General features: G+C 60.2%; 19 protein-coding genes. 14 read left to right on the top strand and 5 right to left on the bottom strand.

Going from position 1 to position 18,288, the window contains the following annotated elements:
- Genes JMJ95_RS08845 through JMJ95_RS08835 form a run of 3 tightly spaced genes read right to left on the bottom strand, consistent with a single transcriptional unit; the run spans position 1 to position 3,113 of the window.
- The gene (locus JMJ95_RS08845) at positions 1-327 is read right to left on the bottom strand and encodes a DUF4387 domain-containing protein (RefSeq protein WP_290684604.1); all 327 of its coding nucleotides are present in this window, start codon (positions 325-327) and stop codon (positions 1-3) included.
- Positions 324-1,721 carry an MmgE/PrpD family protein gene (locus tag JMJ95_RS08840; protein WP_290684603.1) on the bottom strand — a complete coding sequence of 466 codons (1,398 nt, stop codon included), beginning with the start codon at positions 1,719-1,721 and terminating at the stop codon, positions 324-326. Before JMJ95_RS08840 ends, JMJ95_RS08845 begins: the two co-directional genes overlap by 4 nt.
- A 3-nt stretch (positions 1,722-1,724) precedes the next feature.
- Positions 1,725-3,113, bottom strand: a complete 1,389-nt coding sequence (locus JMJ95_RS08835) for an acyclic terpene utilization AtuA family protein (RefSeq protein ID WP_290684602.1) — start codon at positions 3,111-3,113, stop codon at positions 1,725-1,727.
- A 280-nt stretch (positions 3,114-3,393) separates the two neighbouring features.
- Here JMJ95_RS08835 and JMJ95_RS08830 point away from each other — a divergent pair, with 280 nt between their 5' ends.
- A complete protein-coding gene (locus tag JMJ95_RS08830; RefSeq protein WP_290684600.1) occupies positions 3,394-4,404 on the top strand; it encodes an NrpR regulatory domain-containing protein in 1,011 nt (336 codons plus the stop codon).
- A 48-nt stretch (positions 4,405-4,452) separates the two neighbouring features.
- Here the strand turns inward: JMJ95_RS08830 and JMJ95_RS08825 are convergent, their stop codons facing one another.
- Complete coding sequence (locus tag JMJ95_RS08825; RefSeq protein WP_290684598.1) at positions 4,453-4,953, bottom strand: GNAT family N-acetyltransferase; 501 nt, start codon at positions 4,951-4,953, stop codon at positions 4,453-4,455.
- A gap of 197 nt (positions 4,954-5,150) precedes the next feature.
- Here JMJ95_RS08825 and JMJ95_RS08820 point away from each other — a divergent pair, with 197 nt between their 5' ends.
- Genes JMJ95_RS08820 through JMJ95_RS08805 form a run of 4 tightly spaced genes read left to right on the top strand, consistent with a single transcriptional unit; the run spans position 5,151 to position 8,267 of the window.
- Positions 5,151-6,317, top strand: a complete 1,167-nt coding sequence (locus tag JMJ95_RS08820) for a radical SAM protein (protein ID WP_290684596.1) — start codon at positions 5,151-5,153, stop codon at positions 6,315-6,317.
- Positions 6,318-6,327: 10 nt separating this feature from the next.
- Entirely contained in the window at positions 6,328-7,314 is a 987-nt protein-coding gene (locus JMJ95_RS08815) for a radical SAM protein (protein ID WP_290684594.1), read from the top strand.
- Complete coding sequence (locus tag JMJ95_RS08810) at positions 7,296-7,772, top strand: hypothetical protein (protein ID WP_290684592.1); 477 nt, start codon at positions 7,296-7,298, stop codon at positions 7,770-7,772. Before JMJ95_RS08815 ends, JMJ95_RS08810 begins: the two co-directional genes overlap by 19 nt.
- A gap of 6 nt (positions 7,773-7,778) precedes the next feature.
- Positions 7,779-8,267 (top strand): AsnC family transcriptional regulator, encoded by a 489-nt coding sequence (locus JMJ95_RS08805; RefSeq protein ID WP_290684590.1) that lies wholly within the window; start codon positions 7,779-7,781, stop codon positions 8,265-8,267.
- Here the strand turns inward: JMJ95_RS08805 and JMJ95_RS08800 are convergent.
- Positions 8,245-8,880, bottom strand: a complete 636-nt coding sequence (locus JMJ95_RS08800; RefSeq protein WP_290684588.1) for a GDSL-type esterase/lipase family protein — start codon at positions 8,878-8,880, stop codon at positions 8,245-8,247. The genes JMJ95_RS08805 and JMJ95_RS08800 overlap by 23 nt on opposite strands.
- Positions 8,881-9,109: 229 nt before the next feature.
- Here JMJ95_RS08800 and JMJ95_RS08795 point away from each other — a divergent pair, with 229 nt between their 5' ends.
- From JMJ95_RS08795 to JMJ95_RS08755, 9 genes are all read left to right on the top strand, one after another.
- Positions 9,110-9,865 (top strand): GntR family transcriptional regulator, encoded by a 756-nt coding sequence (locus JMJ95_RS08795; protein ID WP_290684586.1) that lies wholly within the window; start codon positions 9,110-9,112, stop codon positions 9,863-9,865.
- Between the two features lie 63 nt (positions 9,866-9,928).
- The gene (locus tag JMJ95_RS08790) at positions 9,929-11,266 is read left to right on the top strand and encodes an enolase C-terminal domain-like protein (protein ID WP_290684584.1); all 1,338 of its coding nucleotides are present in this window, start codon (positions 9,929-9,931) and stop codon (positions 11,264-11,266) included.
- Between the two features lie 59 nt (positions 11,267-11,325).
- Positions 11,326-12,342, top strand: coding sequence for a tripartite tricarboxylate transporter substrate binding protein (locus JMJ95_RS08785; RefSeq protein ID WP_290684582.1), 1,017 nt, complete (start codon positions 11,326-11,328; stop codon positions 12,340-12,342).
- Between the two features lie 88 nt (positions 12,343-12,430).
- Positions 12,431-12,886 carry a tripartite tricarboxylate transporter TctB family protein gene (locus tag JMJ95_RS08780; RefSeq protein WP_290684580.1) on the top strand — a complete coding sequence of 152 codons (456 nt, stop codon included), beginning with the start codon at positions 12,431-12,433 and terminating at the stop codon, positions 12,884-12,886.
- Between the two features lie 13 nt (positions 12,887-12,899).
- Complete coding sequence (locus tag JMJ95_RS08775; RefSeq protein ID WP_290684579.1) at positions 12,900-14,387, top strand: tripartite tricarboxylate transporter permease; 1,488 nt, start codon at positions 12,900-12,902, stop codon at positions 14,385-14,387.
- An 8-nt stretch (positions 14,388-14,395) separates the two neighbouring features.
- Complete coding sequence (gene garD, locus JMJ95_RS08770) at positions 14,396-15,904, top strand: galactarate dehydratase (RefSeq protein WP_290684577.1); 1,509 nt, start codon at positions 14,396-14,398, stop codon at positions 15,902-15,904.
- Between the two features lie 41 nt (positions 15,905-15,945).
- On the top strand, positions 15,946-16,851 hold the full coding sequence (locus tag JMJ95_RS08765; RefSeq protein WP_290684575.1) for a dihydrodipicolinate synthase family protein: 906 nt from the start codon (positions 15,946-15,948) through the stop codon (positions 16,849-16,851).
- Between the two features lie 412 nt (positions 16,852-17,263).
- Complete coding sequence (locus JMJ95_RS08760) at positions 17,264-17,821, top strand: PAS domain-containing protein (protein WP_290684573.1); 558 nt, start codon at positions 17,264-17,266, stop codon at positions 17,819-17,821.
- A 147-nt stretch (positions 17,822-17,968) separates the two neighbouring features.
- Entirely contained in the window at positions 17,969-18,277 is a 309-nt protein-coding gene (locus tag JMJ95_RS08755; RefSeq protein ID WP_290684571.1) for a hypothetical protein, read from the top strand.
- Positions 18,278-18,288: the final 11 nt, after the last annotated feature.

The raw sequence follows: 18,288 nt of genomic DNA, 5'->3' as shown, positions 1-18,288 counted from the left end.
TCAGTCCTCCCAGGGGACTTCAATGGAGAAGAGAGGAGCGTACTGCTGGCAGCCGTACACATCCGTCTCACCGGGGCCGCCGCTGGGAGTCTTTCGCTTGATGTTCGCCTTGATCCCCATACCGGGGTCGAAGAAGATGAAGTCCAGGATATTGTCCTCGGGAAGCCCGTAGGCGTCGGCTACGGTTTTCTGCGTCACGGCTCCCGACTGTTTCACCCTCTCGTAGACCTGCCGGTCGGCGAAGATTATCTCGAGGGTGATCATGAAGCTGCCCGCGTTCTTGCTCCTGATCGTTCTGGCCAGATTGCAGATGTTCATGGTCTTCATGGCGTATGAAACCTCCCGAAATGGTCGAGTATTCGTCCGAACCCGGCATCACCGGGTTCGGACCCTATGCATATCTCCCAGAGACCCGATACGAATTCTTCCGGGTAGTAGGGGGCCAGCATGGCCGTCAGCTTTTCCCTGAGGTCCCCGTCCGTGACCGGGTTCTCCGGTTCGCCCTTCGCCACGGGGATTCCCTTCTCGAAGCTCCTGCCGTCCTTCAGTACGAGGCGCAGCCATGCGCCCCGCTCCTCGGGATACAGGGCGTTCATTCGGTCGTCCTCGCTGATCGTCACGGCGGATGCGACCCGCCTCAGTTCCCCGTCGGCAAGGAGTTCGGGCGTGTAGTCCTGGAGGGTGACGTTCCCCTTCCTGAGGGCCACGGCGAGGGAGAAGGGCATGCTGAACATGGCCTCCTCGAAGGTGGCGGGCAGGAAGATCTGCCCCACTTCCACGATGCCGAGCCGGTAGGTCTTCACGTGGATGGATTCCACGTCCCGTTCCGTGCAGCCCAGCTCTCTCCTGGCCTCCCTCACCAGGTCAATGGCCGCGTGGCAGTGCCTGCACGTGGGGTAGAGCTTGGTGTAGGTCAGCAGGATTTCCCACCGCTTCCCGAGGTCTCCTGTGAGGGCTTCTTCAGAATATTCCCCGGCGCACATGGCCTTGAACCAGCCGTGTTGCCCCTCGAAGAGGGTGCGGGGGGACCGGGCCCCCCGAAGGGCGAATTCCGCCGAAAGCACTCCTGCCATGGCTGATTTGCCGGGCTGCAGGGGCTTGATCCCCGGGTGGTCGTGGAGCATCTCCTGGAGCCCCGCGCTCTGAAGCCCTCCCATGGACATGGCGTAGGCGAACTGTTTGCCCGCCAGTCCCAGGATGGAGGCGCACCCGGCGGCGGCCCCGATGGAGCCGCAGGTCCCGGTGGAGTGGAAGCCCCGCTTCAGGTGGGAAGGGTTGATGGACCGTGCCGCCCTGAGCATGACGTCGTACCCGATGGCGATTCCCTTCAGAATGTCGTGAAAGGAAGAATTCATCTTCTCCCCCATGGCCAGTACGGCGGGAATGACCACCACGGCGGGGTGGGACGTACCCCACCGGTGCCCGTCGTCCAGCTCGATAGAGTGGGCCATGATCCCCGTGGCCAGGGCCGCCCAGGGCGCAGGAACCCTGCTTCCGTCGCAGAGAATGGTGGCTTCCTCCCTGCCGCCGGTCTCCCTGGCGTACTCTATGGCGATCGCCGCCAGTTCCCCTTCGTGAAAACCGGCGGCAGTTTCGCAGAGGAAATCCATGAGCACCCTCCGGGCCTTCTCCAGGACGTTTCCGGGTATGTCCCTGCGGCCGAGGGAGGCGTAGAAGTCCGCCAGTTCCGTGAGGAGCGTCTTCGTTCCCTGCGCTTCCATGGCCTACGTTCCTGAAACGGTTTCGAAAGTGTACCGGAAGATGCCGGGGTCCAGGGGATCCTTCAGGGTGAGAAGATGGTCCACCGTCCACTGGTAACACTTGTTCTTCGGGAAGAGGGGCTCGTCTGTTATCAGGGCCACCGATCCTCCCGAGGAGTTCATCTGGCCCGGGTAGCTCATGTAGAAGAACCGGAACTTGGCGCACTTGGCGACGGAGGTGGCCAGCTCGAGATCCTTCGAAATGACCTCGATGACGATGGCGACCTCGTGGGATTGGGTGACCTCCACAGGCTCGTTCTCCTTCATGATGGCGTTCTTTCCGTAGGGGTGGAAAAAAAGTTCGTACTGGTCGTCCCGTGCCGGTCCGATGATGTCGGAAACCTTCTTTCGTGTGTCGGAGAGTATCTGGTCGAGGTGAGCGATGGCCCGCGTGTCCCGGATGCCCACGAGATGGTATACTCGGTGTCCCGCTTCTCCGGCCCCTTCAAGCTTCACCTTGTAGCTGCCGTCGGGGGAGGGGATGAAAAGGCTTCCCGACACTTTGCAGATCCGGTCCGTCTGGGCCTCGTATTTACTGGCGTGCATGTCGAGGATGCCTCCCGGAAGGGCCTGGATGAAGGGATTGGTCCGCTCGTACATGGAGTGGGCGGCCACGCTGTGGGGGGTTGCCTGCTGGTCCGGGTGGATGGGCTCGATGGTGAAGTAGTCGTCGTACACGGTTCCGATGATGGATTCCTTGACCTTCTGGGGCCAGCAGACAAGGGAGGCGCATTCGGCGGCCTTTCCCATGTGGAGGCTCACGCCCCTGTCGAAGCCCCTGAAGATGGGGTAGGCGGCAAGCACGGCGTCGTCGCAGGCCCGCCCGGCTATGATCACGTCCGCCCCCTTTTCCAGGGCGTGCATGATCTGCTCCACTCCCATGCTGGCCGTGACGTTGGTGGTGTTGTCCAGGACCTCGTCCGTCAAGGGAAAGGACGCCCCCAGGGGTTCCGTCTCGCCTTTCCTGACACGCTCCCGGAGGGCCTCCAAGGGTATCTGGGAGTAGATGAGGGCCATGGTGAAGGGTTCCATCTTCCGTTCCTTTGCGACTGTGCGGATGATGTCCCCGTAGAGGTTGACCCCTCTGTCCGTACCGGTGGTGCTGCAGGAGCCCACGATCATGGGCACCTTCTTTTTCCTGGCCTCCACGAGGGTGATCTCGAGGTCGTGGCGCTCCCACTCGATGGGATTATGGGGCATATCCGCCCCCAAAAACGTGGGGCCGGCATCGGCAGTTCCAGCGTCGGCCCCAAAGCAGTCGATGTCTCTCTTGACGCCTTCGTAGAAGGTCCCCTTCTCGATGATGTTGTCTCCGAGGTTGCCTGTCGAAACCAGCAGAGAAACTTTCCTCATGGATATGTCTCCTTCCGTGGTTTTATTGTGTGCATCCCGGAAATATTATAAAACGGAAATCTATTTCCTTGTTCTTCGAGAGTATGATAAGCATTAAGGGAGCCTATTGTCAATGGGGAGTTGGGATGGTATAAATTAAATACCTCTACTTGCAATGATTTTTGCTTTTTTGATCGAATGCTTCCTGGTTGCTGCCGAGAATCGGCAGGAAGGCTTAAAGAGGAATCGCATTTCCGAAGTAAGAAAAATGAATTAAAGTTCCGGCAAGGAGGACGCACTCATGTTCGAAATCGACGAATACCCGGAAACTGTCATTGAAATATTCAGGATCCTCTATTTTTCGGGAAAACTCCAGACCACGGGGGAGCTTCGTTCCGCCCTCAAAAGGAGAAGCGTGGATGTGGAAGCCAGGACCATAAGGTACCACCTCACGAACCTTGAGAAAAACGGCCTTGTGCGCCGCTATGGAAACAGGGGCGTCATGCTCACGGCGGAGGGGGTGGAGGAGGCAAAAACACTCCTTGTTTTCGACAGGGTGGGAGGCCTCGCCATGGAGACGGAGCGCCTCTCCCTTGACTGCGATTATGATCCCCGGACCGGAAAGGGGAGCATCATGGTCAACACGATCCTCGTGGACCGGAGGAAGACCGCGGAAGCCATTGAAATCCTGTCGGGGGTTTCCGAAAGCAGGGTCATCCTCTCTTCCAGGCTCGCTGTGCTCCATGCCGGGGAAAGGATGTGGAACTGCGAGGTGCCCGAGGGCAAAAACGCCCTCATCGGGGTATCGGGAAGAAACTACGACATCATGCTCCAGCAGGCCCGGATTCCCACCGAGACGAGTGCCACCTTCCTGTACAGAATCGAGGGCGGCCGACCCAGGGGCATCGCCGACATCATCTCCCATTCGGGAACGACCCTCAGTCCCGGAGAGCTTCTTATACGGGGAAAATACACGTCGGTCTCCGGCGTCGTCGCGACAGGGTGCGGGCTGGTCACGGCCGCGATCAAGACCTTTCCGTCTGTTTTTTTCGATGAAGTGAAATCGATCCTTGAGAACCTCGACGAAAGTTTGTTCTCGGGCCTCGTGGAGGTTCGGGCACAGATTCCCCAATCCTACAGGGTGTCCTACAAGGACCGGAACAGGGGCTACATGCTCGTGTACGGCGGGGCGAACTTCTTTGCCCCGCTGGTGGAACAGGATATTGCGGAGCACCTTTCAATCAGCCACAGCATCTACCGAAGTGAACGGATGCTGCCCGTGAAGGAAGCTGCAGCGTCTTTTCCCGGCTGAGGACCTGCCGGCCGGGCCCGGGACCCGTGGGAGGCCCCGGACCCGGTGTCATTTTCCCGCAAGTCTGTCCAGGGCTTCTCCGGTCAGGCGGAACACCGTCCACCCGTCCAGGGGTTCGGCACCGAGAGATCGGTAAAACTCGATGGAAGTCGTGTTCCAGTCCAGGACCGCCCATTCGAAGCGGGCGCATCCCCTTTCTTTCGCCAGGCAGGCCAGATATGAGAGGATGGCCTTGCCCATCCCTCTCCCCCGCATTTCGGGCTTCACGTACACGTCTTCGAGGTAGAGTCCGAGCCTGCCTGCAAAGGTGGAGAAATTGTGGAAGTAGACGGCGTAGGCCACCGGCTCCCCCCGCCACTCTCCCAGAAGGGCCGTTGCCCCCGGCCGGATGCCGAACAGGCTTGTTTCCAGGCTCTCCTCCGTGGCCGTCACCTGGTCTTCGAGCTTTTCGTACACCGCAAGTTCCCGTATCAGGGAGAGAAGGGTCGATACGTCCTGTTTCACAGCCTGCCGGAGGGTGAAGCCATCAATTTTCGTTACTATCGTCATGTCCATCAGCCTTTCTTTTGTTATTCGTCCTCGACGGGGTCTTTGCTCAGTAGATTCCATTGTAATATACGGGGGAGTGTCAGGCAAAGGAAGATCGGGGGCCAGCCGGTGAAATGTCCGTTTTCCCTCTTTTCACCCGGTGTGGTATAAAGAAAGAGGTTGCTTACAGCCCATCTCTCATCGAAGGAGGCCTTTCCGTGATCAGCCTGACAAAGCTGCTGCTGGACCGGGAGCATTTCGGAGACAGGCTCAGGTACCACGGAGGCGCCCCGGCTCCTGCGGGTGCCGTCGTCGGCCTGGGACCGGTGGTGGTATGGAATTGCACCAGGGCATGCAACCTGGCGTGCCGCCACTGCTACGCCTCGGCGACGCCCGGCAGGTCTGGAAAGGAGCTTTCCACGGAAGAAGGCAGGGCATTTCTGGAGTCGCTGGCGGACTTCCGGGTCCCGGCCGTCCTTCTTTCCGGCGGGGAGCCCCTCATGAGGGAGGACGTCTTCCAGCTTCTGGAGTACGGCGCTTCCCTCGGGCTCCGAATTGTCCTATCCACCAATGGCACCCTTATCGACAGCGGCACGGCGCAGGGCCTCCGTTCAGCGGGCGTGAGCTACGCCGGCATCAGCCTCGACGGGCTGGAAGAGGTGAACGACGCCTTCCGGGGAACGGAGGGCGCCTTCGAAAAAACCCTCGCGGCCTTCCGGCACTGCCGGGCCGCAGGGCAGAAGGCGGGCCTCCGGCTCTCCCTTACCCGGACCACGGTGCGGGAGCTTCCCGCCATCTTCCGCCTCGTGGAAGAGGAGGGGATCTCCCGGGTCTGCCTCTACCACTTGGTGTCTGCCGGAAGGGGCAGCGAGCTGCAGGGTGAGGCCCTCTCCGCCGAAGAAACCCGGGACGCTATGGACTTCCTCATCGAAAAGACCCTTGATTTCGGCAACCGGGGAGTGGACACGGAAATCCTCACGGTGGACAACCATTGTGACGGTCTCTACGTTTTCCTGAAGATGAGGGAAAGGGACCCCGAACGGGCGGAAAGGATCTTCGGTCTGCTTGGCCGGAGCGGAGGCAACCGTTCAGGCATGGCCATCGGGGCCGTGGACTGGGAGGGCAACGTGACCATCGACCAGTTTACACGGTCCGTCGTTCTCGGAAACATCCGCGAGAAGGGATTTGCCGCTGTCTGGAGAGGGGAAGGGGACGCCTTCCTCGCCATGGTGCGGGACAGGAAGCCCCACCTCAGGGGACGGTGCGGCGCCTGCCGCCGGCTGGAGCAGTGCAACGGAAACCTCAGGGCCAGGGCCCAGGCTGCGGGAGACTTCTGGGGACCGGATCCGGCCTGTTATCTCACCGACGGGGAAATCGGACTGTAGGAGGGGCGGAATGCTCATTTCATGGAATACCACAAGCCGCTGCAATCTGTTCTGCCGCCACTGCTACCGGGAGTCCGGGCCTGAAAACGACCGGTCCGGGGAGCTGACTACAGCGGAAGGCAGGGAGCTCATCGCCTCCATCCGGAGGGCGGGGTTCCGTCTCCTCATCTTCAGCGGGGGAGAGCCCCTCCTCCGGGAGGACATCTTTGACCTTGTCGCCGCCGCCCGCCAGGTCGGGCTCATACCTGCCATGGGGACCAACGGCACCCTCCTCACCGGAGAGACGGCCGCCCGGCTGGCGGAGTGCGGCCTTCGGGGAGTGGCCGTGAGCGTGGACAGCCTGGACCGGGAATACCACGACACCTTCCGGGGAACCCCCGGGGCCTTCGACAGTGCCCGGCAGGGGATCCGGAACGCCGTGGATGCGGGGCTCCGGGTGCAGATCAACCTCACTCTCACCGACAGGAACCTGGACCAGTTCGACCGCATGGCCGATTACTACGGCGAGATGGGCGTCCACGCAGTCCATCCCTTCTTCCTCGTTCCCACCGGAAGGGCCCTCTCCATGGCCGAGGATGAGCTTACCTCGGGGGCCTACTTTTCCATGATCCGCACGGTTCTCGAAAAGCAGGTCTCCGCCTCGCTGGAAATCAAGCCCACCTGCGCCCCCCAGTTCATGCCCATGGCGAAGGAGATGGGCATTCCCCAGAGATTCACCCGGGGATGCCTGGCCGGAACGGGCTACTGCTGCGTCCTCCCGAACGGGGAGGTCCACGTCTGCCCCTACCTGCCCGTCAGGGCCGGAAGCGTAAGAGAGATGCCTTTCGAGGACATCTGGAAGGACAGCGATGTGTTCCTGAAGCTGCGGGACAGGTCGGCCTACGAGGGAAGCTGCGGGGAGTGCGAGCACTGGCAGATCTGCGGGGGGTGCAGGGCCAGGGCCTACTGTTATACAGGAAACTACCTGGCGGAGGAGCCATGGTGCTTCCGGAGATGACCCTGGACCCCGTGGGTCGGAAGCTCGTCAACCTTCTCCAGGAGGGGCTTCCCCTTGAGAAGGACCCTTACGGGATTCTTGCCGGAAAGCTGGGCGTTCCCAGGTCAGAAGTGGCAGAGAGAATACGGGATCTCACAGACTCAGGGTATATCCGGAGGGTGGGCGGCATTTTTGCCCCGGTGGCCATGGGGTATTCAAGCACCCTTGTCGGGATGAGGGTCCCGGAAGACAGGTTCTGCGACGTGGCGGCCTTCGTGAACTCCTTCGGGGGCGTGACCCACAACTATCGCAGGGAAGGATTCCTGAACATGTGGTTTACCCTGACGGTGGCCGAAGATTCGGAAAAAGAGACCTTTATTCAAGACATCAGGAACAGGTTCGTCCTCGAACACGTGTACGAGTTTCCCCGGGCGAGACATTTCAAACTTCGGGTGTTCTTCGACATGGAGCGGGAGTGAATGTTCATGGACGAACTGGACAAAAGACTCGTCATGGAGTTGCAGGGCAGCCTTCCGCAGGCGGAAAATCCTTACCTGGAGCTTGGCCGTCACCTCGGCATTTCCGAGGATGAAGTGGTGGTGCGGCTGAAGGCACTGAAGAAGTCAGGCAGGCTGAAACGAATCGCTGCAATCCTCCGTCATCAGAAATCCGGATACGCCGCCAATGCCATGGCGGTTTTCCTTGTGCCGGAAGCTTCCATGGATGCGCTTGGGAGAAAGCTTGCCGAGAGTACCCTGGTGAGCCACTGTTACGAAAGGGTCGGGAATGAATGCTGGCCTTACAACCTCTACGCCATGGTTCACGGAAAGACTGACGGCGAGGTCTTTTCCTTCATCCGCAGCTTTGCGGAAGAAAACGGCATTGACCGCTTCGAGATCCTCCCGAGCGCCGGGGAGCTTAAAAAAACGAGCATGGTCTACTTCGGCGAAATCAGCGAAGATACGGCCTCATGACCTTCGCGATCCTCCCGGCCATGATCCTGTAGCCCTCCCCGTTCGGGTGGATCCCGTCGGACATGAGGGACTCGTTCCCGAGAATGTCCCTGAGGATATCGGGGACCAGCACCGCACCGGTTGTCTTCGCCGCCTCGAAATACCGTTTTTCCACCGGCGCGAGGAGGGGAAGCCCCTCGATGCCTACAAGGAACACGAGCGTACCGCCAGACTGTATCCGCTTCACCATTTCTCGAAGCGCTGCGAAACTCTCATTCAGGTTTGCCCGGCGAAGAAAGTCGTTTCCGCCAAGGAAGAGGATCACCATGGAGGGAGAGAGAGCCTCGAGTTCCCCTATCCTTTCGAATGCTTTTGCCACGGTGTCGCCGTTGACGCCCAGATTGACAACCTCGCGCCCGATAAGGCTCGAGAGCACTGCAGGGTAGTCTCGGCCCGGGCCTCCCGATCCGAACCCTGCCGTCAGACTGTCCCCGAAGGCCACCACCGGCCCCGCCGCCCGGGGCGGATTGTTCACTATCTTCCACGAATTGACCGAAGGCTCGCTGAAAAACCAGTATCCTGCAATGCAGAGAACGGCCGGCAGGATAAATGCCGCGGGTTTGGACCGGATCACTGTTTCCGCCTCCTTTCAAGCTGCCGGAGGATAGTATAGAGAACACCGCCGGAAGGAAACAAGGGAGTATTGCCGGTTTTTCCGGCGCTGGGTGAAAGGCCTTGACAGGAAGATAACTAATATATTAGTATTACTAATATATGGAAAACGCTGAAACATTCCCTTCCCAAGGGAAGTTTTCGGCGAGTCTGCCTGAAGCTGCGGCCAGGCGGTACAAGGAGGAGTAGATATGGAAATCCTTGAGCGCCGGAACGGCGAATCATCCAGGGAATGGGTGAAGCGCGTGCTGACCGAAAACATCGTTCATCTGAACCTTCTCCCCGGCGCCCCCCTCTCGGATAAGGAGATTGCCTCGTCCCTCTCCCTGAGCAGAACCCCCGTACGGGAAGCCCTGGTGCTTCTCGAGGAAATGGGTTTCGTGGACGTCTACCCCCAGAAAGGTACCTTCGTCTCCCTTCTCAATATCGACGACATTGAGGAAGGCCGCTACATCCGCAAATGCCTCGAAGCCGATACCCTCATCCAGGCCTGCAGGTCCTTCTCCTCCGACGGAGAAATCAGGCTTGAGGCCAACCTAAAGATGCAGAAGAACGCCATCGCGAGTCTGGACCGGAAACGGTTCCTCTTCCTGGACCAGGATTTTCACCGCATCCTCTGCGAGGGGTGCGGCCGGGCAAGGGTCTGGTCCGTGATCAGCAAGAACTCCCTGCACTTTTTCCGGGTCCGCAGGCTCAAGGTCAGCAAAGGCGCGCCGGGGCAGGAATTCTATTACGGCCAGCATGAAGAGATTCTGGAGGCAATCCGGGCCCAAGACGCCGACCGTGCTCTCGACATCCTCAACCGGCACCTGAGCTGGGACGTGGAGGTCGTCCGGGAGGCGTACCCGGAGTTTTTCACCAGCGAATCCCGGTCGAAAAAAATGTATATGTTCACCACCGAGCTGGCGCCGGCTGACGCAGGTTATCGGGCCGAACATCTCATCTAGAGGAAGGGGCGGCCGGGATGTTTCCTCATCCGTCCGAAACCCTTGCCGGAAAGGAAAGGCGAGATGAAAAAGATTGCCGCACCGGTAGTCGCAAAAATGAAGGTTATCCCCGTCGCGGGACGGGACAGCATGCTCCTGAACCTCAGCGGCGCCCACGGGCCCTTCTTCACCCGGAACGTGGTGATCCTCACCGACAGCGACGGAAATACGGGAGTAGGCGAGGTGCCAGGCGGCCGGAAGATCACCTCCGGCCTTGAACAGGCCAAGCCCCTCGTAGTAGGCTCGAAGGTGGGGGATTACAGGAACACCCTTCTTGCAGTGAAAAAGCAATTTGAAGGCAGGGAGGACGATGTCCGGGGGCAGCAGACCTTCGACCTCAGGACCGGGGTGCATGTCCTCACCGGTCTCGAAGCCCCCCTCCTCGACCTGCTCGGAAAACATTTCGGAGTGCCGGTTGCTTCGCTCCTGGGCGAAGGCCAGGTCCGAGACAGGGTCCCCGTCCTGGGGTACCTGTTCTACGTGGCTGACCGAAAGAAGACCGACCTGCCCTACATTGCGGAGGACGATTCTCCTGTGGACTGGTACCGCCTGCGCCGGCAGGAAGCCATGACCCCGGAGGCCGTAGTCGCCCTCGCGAAGGCCTGCCGGGATCTCTACGGCTTCTCCGACTTCAAGCTCAAGGGGGGTGTTCTCCCCGGAGAAGAGGAGATCGAAGCGGTCCGGGCACTGAAAAAGGCCTTTCCGGACGGGCGCGTCACCATAGACCCCAACGGCGGATGGCTTCTAAGGGACGCGGTGCGGCTATGCTCCGGACTCGGCGGCGTTCTGTCCTACTGCGAGGATCCCTGCGGCGCGGAAGGAGCCTTCTCCGGCCGGGAGATCATGGCGGAATTCCGCCGTGCCACCGGCCTGCCCACCGCCACCAACATGATCGCCACAGACTGGCGGCAGATGGCCCATTCAGTGGCTCTCCAGTCTGTGGACATTCCCCTTGCCGACCCCCATTTCTGGACCATGAGCGGATCGGTCAGGGTGGGGCAGCTCTGCGACGCCTTCGGCCTCACCTGGGGATCCCACTCCAACAACCACTTCGACATCTCCCTGGCCATGTTCAGCCATACCGCCGCAGCGGTGCCGGGAAGGATCACGTCCATAGACACCCACTGGATCTGGCAGGAGGGCACCGAGCGGCTCACGAAGAATCCCCTGCGGATACGGGAGGGATTCATTGACATCCCCGATACGCCGGGACTGGGCATCGAGCCGGACATGGACGCCATCGAGTCCGCTCACAGGCTGTACCTCGACTCCTGCCTGGGAGCGAGGAATGACGCAGCAGCCATGCAGTACCTCATCCCCGGCTGGACATTTGATCCGAAACGCCCCTGCCTCGTGAGGTAGGGGCGTTTGGAGCAATACACACCGGGGACGGCGTCCCCGGATACAAAGGAGGAAGAGAAATGAAGCTGAGCAGAAACATCCTTGCGGCACTCCTGGTAATCGCGGCATTTGCCGCCCCCGTATTCGCCAATCCCTTCCAGGGGCAGAACGTCCGGGTTGTGATCGGGTCCACGTCCACGGCGGGAGACTCCTATCTCATCGCCGAAACCGTGTCCCGCCATCTCGGCAAGGCCCTCGGGGCAAACATGAAGGTGGACGCCGTGGGGGCCGCCGTTGCCCTCGATACCATGCAGAAGGCCCGGCCCGACGGGAAGACCATCATGATATTCCATGACATGACTTACCTCGGCGTCTCCTTCAAGGCCTACGACGAGATCTACAGGCTCGAGAACATGGAGATCGGTCCCCGGGTCGCCCAAAACCCCGGTGCAGCTTGGGCAGCCCGCAAGGACGCTCCCTACAACACCATGGCTGAGATTCCCGGATATCTGAAGGCCAACCCCGACGCAAAGGTTCGGATGGCCTGTGAAGCAGGCGGCGTGTCCCACATCGGGTTCATCGCCTTCTGGAAGTGGGTCGAGAACAAGTACGGCAAGGACATTGCCGACAGGATCGTCGTCATCGTGGGCGGCTCCACCTCCGACAAGATCCAACTTCTCATTGACGGCAACGCAGACGTGATCTTCGCCGACTACACCTCTCTCCTCGACTATACCAAGGTCGATGACAAGAAGATCGCCATGAAGTTCGTCGGCCTCCTTGACAACGTCGAAGGCATCGATGTCCCCTCCTATGCCGACCAGGGCATCACCCTCACCGACGGCAGCGAATTCCGTTTCTCCAAGGATTTCCTCATTTACCTCCCCAAAAATTTCCCGGCGGAGATGATCAAGGCTCTCGACGATGCCATGAAGACCGTGTCCGAAGATCCTCAGTTCAAGGGAGACATGGCGAAGATGTCCTACCGCGGGAGCTATCTCAACTCCGCGGCGGCAAAGGAATTCATCTACAAAAAAAGAGATTCCCTTCAGGGGCTGATCGACTCCGCTCCTTCCCTCGACGACCTCGTGATGTAGCGGCGCCCATAGCTGCGGCAGCCCGGGAAGGCGACGGATCTACCTTCCCGGGCATTTCCGAGGAAAAGAAATTTCGGAGGATTCCGCCATGTTCAGAGTCAGTTACAAACCTTCCTCGTCCCACTGGATTTTCCCGCCCATCATTATGGGTATTCTCGCGCTGCTCCTGGCGGTCATGATCATCCAGAGGGCAGTACAGTGTCGCCGCAAGGGCGAGCCGTTCCTCGACATGAAAACAATGCGCTTCTTCGAACCGGGCTGGGACAAGGTCAAGCTCTTCGGTTCGGTGGTGCTCTTTCCTCTTTACATCCGGGCCATGGAGATGATCGGCTTCCTGGCGGCGAGCATCATCTTCGTTTTTCTCTACAGCGTGCTGTACTACGGCGTGGAGAAACTCAGGGAAATACCGGCGGCCATTGCGTCGGGAAAGCCCTGGGCCAGCGCCGCCGTCAGGGCCACCCTTGGATCCCTGGCCATCTCGGTGATCTTCTCCACCGCAGTGTGGTACCTTTTCGGTCGGGTCTTCCAGATAACCCTGCCGTGAGGAGGAACGGATCATGATAGATTTTGGCCTAACTCACATCATCATGGCGGTCACCGGTGTAGTAGTGGGCATCGTTTTCGGCGCCCTGCCGGGGATGACGGCCACCATGGCCATCGCCGTCTTTCTGCCCCTCACCTATGCCTATGATCTCCACGTTTCCCTCTTCCTCCTCATCGGCCTTTACGTAGGGGGCATCAGCGGCGGGCTCATCCCGGCCATCTTGGTCAACATTCCGGGAACTCCGTCGTCAATCTGCACCAGTTTCGACGGCTATCCCATGGCAAAGCGTGGCGAGGGGTCCAGGGCGCTGCGCCTCGGCATCACCGCCTCCCTGATCGGCGGGCTCATCAGTTTGCTGGTCCTCTTCCTGTTCACCCCGCCCCTGGCGAGAATAGCCCTCAGATTCTCGGCAGTGGAAAAGTTTCTCATCATCCTCTTCGCTCTCTCCGTCATAGCGGCCCTCTCCAAGGGCAACATGGTCACAGGCATCTTCGCAGGTTTTCTGGGTGTCCTGGTGGCCCTTATCGGCCAGTTCGCCGATAACAACAGAATGCGCATGGTTCCGGATTTTCTTTCGGTTTACCTCCGGAGCGGTTTTCAGCTTCTCCCAGTGCTCATCGGCCTCTTCGCTTTGGTCCAGATCTTTCGGGAAGCGGAGGGAGGCATGCGGGACGAAAGAATCAACGCCGACCTCTCCAGCGAGGTCAGGAAGTTCAGTTTCAAGGACCTGAAGGGGCAGACCGTCAATCTCATCCGGTCGGCCCTCATCGGCACCTTCGTGGGCATACTGCCCGGCGTGGGGGGCAGTGCGGCGTCCCTCCTCTCCTATTCCCAGGCGAAAAATTTCTCGAAGCACCCGGAACAGTACGGCACGGGGTGCATCGACGGCCTGATCGCCAGCGAAACGGCGAACAACGGCCTTACGGGGGGAGCCCTCATCCCCCTGCTCTCCCTCGGCATCCCCGGCGACAGCACCACCGCCGTTCTCGTGGGAGCCTTCATGCTTCAGGGAGTCCAGGTGGGGCCCCTCTTCATCACCAACAACCTCGACCTGTGGCATGTCATCCTCTTTGCCCTGCTGCTCTGCAATTTCCTGATGTTCTTCATCATGTTCTACCCCATAAAACACATCGCATCCGTCATCAGGCTGCCCAAGTACAGAATTTTCCCGGTGATCATCCTCCTGTGCGTCGTGGGCGCCTATTCGGCCAACAACGGCATCATGTTCGATGTCTGGACCATGCTGCTCTTCGGCGTCCTGGGGTATTTCTTCGTGAAAATCAAGCTTCCCACAGTCCCCTTCCTTATCGGCTTCATCCTCGGGGACGACCTGGAGAAGTACTTCGTGGACTCCATCAAGGGAACGGGAGGCTCCCTCTCCGTATTCTTCACACGACCCATGGCCTGGGTCATCTGGGGACTCATCCTGGCCTCCATAGCATGGGCCGTGTATGACGCCCGCCGGGAGAAAAAACGGGCCTCCTGCGGCGGGGTCGCTTGAGGTTCGATATGCGGATCATTCGGGTCGATGAACGAGATAATGTAGCCATTCCCACGGCGGACCTTGCACCGGGAACCTCTCTGGAGTGCGGGCTTGCCGTCCGCTCCTTCATCCCCCAGGGGCACAAGATCGCCCTGGCCGACCTCCCCGAAGGGAGCGCCGTGGTGCGGTACGGCGTGGCGCTCGGGCACCTGCTGCAGCCCGTGAAGGCAGGCGATCTCATCAGCGAAACAATGCTCCGGCAGCCGGAATCCCCTGACCTGGACAGCCTGGAGTTCGGGACGGACATATTTCCGGACCTTCCCGAACCGCCCGTTTCGGTTTTCGATGGCTATCCCGTGGAAGGATCCCCTTACGGAGGCACGAGGAACATCCTCGGCATCATGACCACGGTGCAGTGTGTCGCAGGAGTTCTCAACACGGCGGTCGAACGGATGAGGAAGGAGCTTCTTCCTCTTTATCCCGCCGTGGACGACATCGTTCCCCTGAACCACCCTTATGGCTGCGGCGTCGCCATCGATGCCCCGGAAGCAAAAATTCCCATCCGGACGCTCCGGAACCTTCTCCGGAATCCCAATTTCGGCGGGGAGCTGATGGTTGTCGGCCTTGGGTGCGAAAAACTCACCGTGGAGCGGCTCCTTGAACCCGGTGAAATCAGCGGCGAAAACGTGCTCCTGCTCCAGGATCACAAGGGATTCGTCAAAATGACGGACGCCCTCCTCGAGATGGCGGAAAGAAAGTTGAAGCGCCTGAATGAACGGCGGCGGCGGCTTCTCCCTCTGTCCGCCCTGTGCGTGGGGATGCAGTGCGGCGGCAGCGATGCTTTCTCAGGCATTACCGCCAATCCGGCGGCCGGGTATGCTTCCGACCTCCTCGTCGGCGGAGGGGCCACGGTGATGTTCTCCGAAGTCACCGAAGTGCGGGATGGAGTCCGGCAGCTGGCCGCACGATGCGCCGACGCTTCCGTGGGACGGCGGCTCGCGGAGGAGATGCGCTGGTATGACGACTATCTCAGGGCGGGCGGCGTGGACAGAAGTGCCAACCCCACGCCGGGCAACAAGAAGGGCGGCCTGGCCAACATCATCGAGAAGGCCATGGGGTCCATCGCCAAGTCGGGACGGTCTCCCGTGGCGGAGGTGCTCTCACCGGGGGAGCGGCCGTCGAAAAGGGGGCTGATCTACGCCTCCACTCCGGCCAGCGACATGGTCTGCGGGACCTGCCAGCTTGCCTCCGGAATGACCCTGCAGGTCTTCATGACCGGCAGGGGAACACCCTACGGCCTGGCTGCGGCCCCGGTGATCAAAGTGTCATCCCGGACGGACCTGAAGGGCATGTGGAGCGACCTGATCGACGTGGACGCAGGCGTCATCGCGTCCGGTGAGGCTACTATCCGTGAGGTCGGCGAGCTCCTGTTCAGGGAAATTGTGGACACCGCGAGCGGGCGGAAACGGCCCTGGGCAGAAAAGTACCGCCTCCACAACGATCTCTGCCTGTTCAATCCCGCTCCGATAACCTAGAAGAATACGGCAATCATAACGACGTGAAAGGATTGATCAGGGTGAATACCGATTTCATCAGGGGAGTCATTCCCCCCATAGTAACGATAATTGACGAAAACGAGCGCATCGACGAAGAAAGAATGCGCCGCCATGTGGACTTTGTCATCGAAGGAGGTGTCCACGGCATACTGGCCTTCGGCAGCAACGGCGAGTTCTACATGGTGGAGGAGGACGAGATGAAACGGGGGCTTCAGATCATCCTCGACGAGACGAAGGGCCGTGTACCCGTCTATTTCGGCATGGGAACCATCAAGACCAGGAAATGCAGAGAGCTCGCCCGGATGGCGGCCGAATGCGGTGCTAGCGGTGTTTCCGTGCTCCAGCCCATGTTTCTGAAACCCACCGAGGAGGAGCTGTACCGCCATTTCCGTTCCATTGCGGAGGCCGTCCCCGGAACGCCGGTGCTGCTTTACAACAACCCCGGCAGGGTAGGGTATTCCCTGACCACATCGCTGGTGACGCGCCTTGCCGCCGACGTGGACAACATCGTGGGCATCAAGGACTCCAGCGGCGACATGACCCTCACGAGCGAGTTCGTCCGCCTCATGAAGACCGGAAAAAAGGACTTCAAAGTCTTCGGAGGCAAAGACACGCTGATTTACGGCGCCCTCGTCCACGGCGCCGACGGGGCCATCGCCACCACGGCGAACATGTTCCCGGAACTGGTGGTGTCCATCTATGAAAAATACAGGGCAGGGGACCTCAAGGGCTCCCTGGAGGCCCAGTTTGTCCTCAACCCCGTCCGGATCTCCATGGACCTGGCGAGTTTCCCCGTGGCCACCAAGGACATGGCGAAGCTCATGGGGCTCGACGTGGGCGATCCCTTCCTCCCGAATCTCCCCACGTCCGGCGATGTCCTGGAGCACATGAGGAAGAAGATGCAGGAGGCCGGACTGCTGGCCTAGGGCATCGAGAATACAATTCTGCGGCACCCCTTCCGGAATATGCGGAAGGGGTGTTTTTTTACCCCCCCTAAATCCGCAGGTTTTTCAGGCAGAGGGAATGTCGCCGGGCATAAGGTGAATTCGCCCCGCCAGGGGCGAAGAGATTATCCCCTGGGGAAGGGCGCCCGGGGGAGAGAAACCGACACGGATGTCGGTTTCAGGTGCAGTTGTCAAGGATGACAATCTGCATCCCCCGCCCAAGCGTTCCCCGGTGACACTCCCCGCTGAGGTGCGGATTTAGGCCCCCCCTTCCTGTTTGACATTTACTTTGACAATGGGAAAAAATTGTATAATAGCTTTAAAACAAAATTCTGCCGGGTTTCCGAAAGAGCCTGTTCCGGCTCTTTCCCGGCGGCCGTGATGGGGTGAAATCATGAAAGGTCAGACCGTCCGGGTCATAACAAGAATCGTCATTCCATATCTTATTTTTGCCTGCTTGTGGATTTTCTTTTCCGACCGGCTCCTTGAGTATATGGAACTCCCCCCGGGAGTCCTGACACGCCTGTCCATCTACAAAGGCATGGCCGTCGTGGCGGTGACGGCAGTCCTCCTCACCTCTCTTTTGCCGGCCGAGAGCAGGGCCAGGAATCTCACCATGGCAGCCCGCCGCCAGGCCCAGGAAAAGCTGGAGCAGAACGAGCGGCGCCTGCGGCACCTTTTTTCCGTGAGCCCTTCCATCATATACACCCTCAACCCCAACGACCATTCCATCACCTGGGTCAGCAAGAACGTGACCTCCCTGCTCGGTTATGCGCCGGATGAGCTCCTGCAGCCCGGCTTGTGGGAGGCCATCGTCCACCCTGAAGACATTCCGGCGGTCCGGGTGAACTCTCCGGGGAGAAGGGCACATCTGAGTGGATCCCTGTTCCCGGCGGGGAATTTCCGGCAATTCTGCCGGACGAACTTCGCTCCGGGATGGCCCGGGCGGTAGAACGGGGAGACATCCTCAGGCTCCGGGACCTTGCCGCCGAAGCGGCCCTTTATGACGAAGCGGCCGGAGAGAGGCTTCAGGCCCTTGCGGCGGCCTTCGATTACGACCATCTCGCCCGGATCCTCGGCATGGAGGAGGACGCTTCGCATGGAGAGCACGACTTTGCACCGGGCCGGGAACGAAACGATCATGGTGGTGGTGGTGGACGACACACTGGCCGACGTCGCCATCCTCGTCGAACTGCTCGGGCGGAGAGGTTCCCCCGTCGCGGCCTTCCCCAGGGGGATCATGGCCCTGGCCGATGTCCATGACGCCCTCCGGTCGGCCCGCCCCTACAAGGAGGCTTTTTCCCACGAGAAAAGCGTCGCCGCCATTCCGGAAGGAAGAGGCACCCATTTCGATCCGGCGGCGGCGGATGCCTTCAGGGAATGCGGGGCGGAATTCACAGCCCTCTGAAGGGAGAACGA

Source organism: Aminivibrio sp. (genome assembly GCF_016756745.1).
Lineage (GTDB): Bacteria > Synergistota > Synergistia > Synergistales > Aminobacteriaceae > Aminivibrio.
This window is presented reverse-complemented; position numbering and strand designations above follow the sequence as displayed.

Coding starts and splice junctions, on each gene's coding strand:
- JMJ95_RS08805 (WP_290684590.1), top strand. CDS start 7,779: ATGGACGAACTGGACAAAAGACTCGTCATGGAGTTGCAGGGCAGCCTT.
- JMJ95_RS08755 (WP_290684571.1), top strand. CDS start 17,969: ATGGAGAGCACGACTTTGCACCGGGCCGGGAACGAAACGATCATGGTG.
- JMJ95_RS08780 (WP_290684580.1), top strand. CDS start 12,431: ATGTTCAGAGTCAGTTACAAACCTTCCTCGTCCCACTGGATTTTCCCG.
- JMJ95_RS08760 (WP_290684573.1), top strand. CDS start 17,264: ATGAAAGGTCAGACCGTCCGGGTCATAACAAGAATCGTCATTCCATAT.
- garD (WP_290684577.1), top strand. CDS start 14,396: ATGCGGATCATTCGGGTCGATGAACGAGATAATGTAGCCATTCCCACG.
- JMJ95_RS08775 (WP_290684579.1), top strand. CDS start 12,900: ATGATAGATTTTGGCCTAACTCACATCATCATGGCGGTCACCGGTGTA.
- JMJ95_RS08835 (WP_290684602.1), bottom strand. CDS start 3,113: ATGAGGAAAGTTTCTCTGCTGGTTTCGACAGGCAACCTCGGAGACAAC.
- JMJ95_RS08825 (WP_290684598.1), bottom strand. CDS start 4,953: ATGACGATAGTAACGAAAATTGATGGCTTCACCCTCCGGCAGGCTGTG.
- JMJ95_RS08795 (WP_290684586.1), top strand. CDS start 9,110: ATGGAAATCCTTGAGCGCCGGAACGGCGAATCATCCAGGGAATGGGTG.
- JMJ95_RS08845 (WP_290684604.1), bottom strand. CDS start 327: ATGAAGACCATGAACATCTGCAATCTGGCCAGAACGATCAGGAGCAAG.
- JMJ95_RS08840 (WP_290684603.1), bottom strand. CDS start 1,721: ATGGAAGCGCAGGGAACGAAGACGCTCCTCACGGAACTGGCGGACTTC.
- JMJ95_RS08790 (WP_290684584.1), top strand. CDS start 9,929: ATGAAAAAGATTGCCGCACCGGTAGTCGCAAAAATGAAGGTTATCCCC.
- JMJ95_RS08810 (WP_290684592.1), top strand. CDS start 7,296: ATGGTGCTTCCGGAGATGACCCTGGACCCCGTGGGTCGGAAGCTCGTC.
- JMJ95_RS08785 (WP_290684582.1), top strand. CDS start 11,326: ATGAAGCTGAGCAGAAACATCCTTGCGGCACTCCTGGTAATCGCGGCA.
- JMJ95_RS08830 (WP_290684600.1), top strand. CDS start 3,394: ATGTTCGAAATCGACGAATACCCGGAAACTGTCATTGAAATATTCAGG.
- JMJ95_RS08815 (WP_290684594.1), top strand. CDS start 6,328: ATGCTCATTTCATGGAATACCACAAGCCGCTGCAATCTGTTCTGCCGC.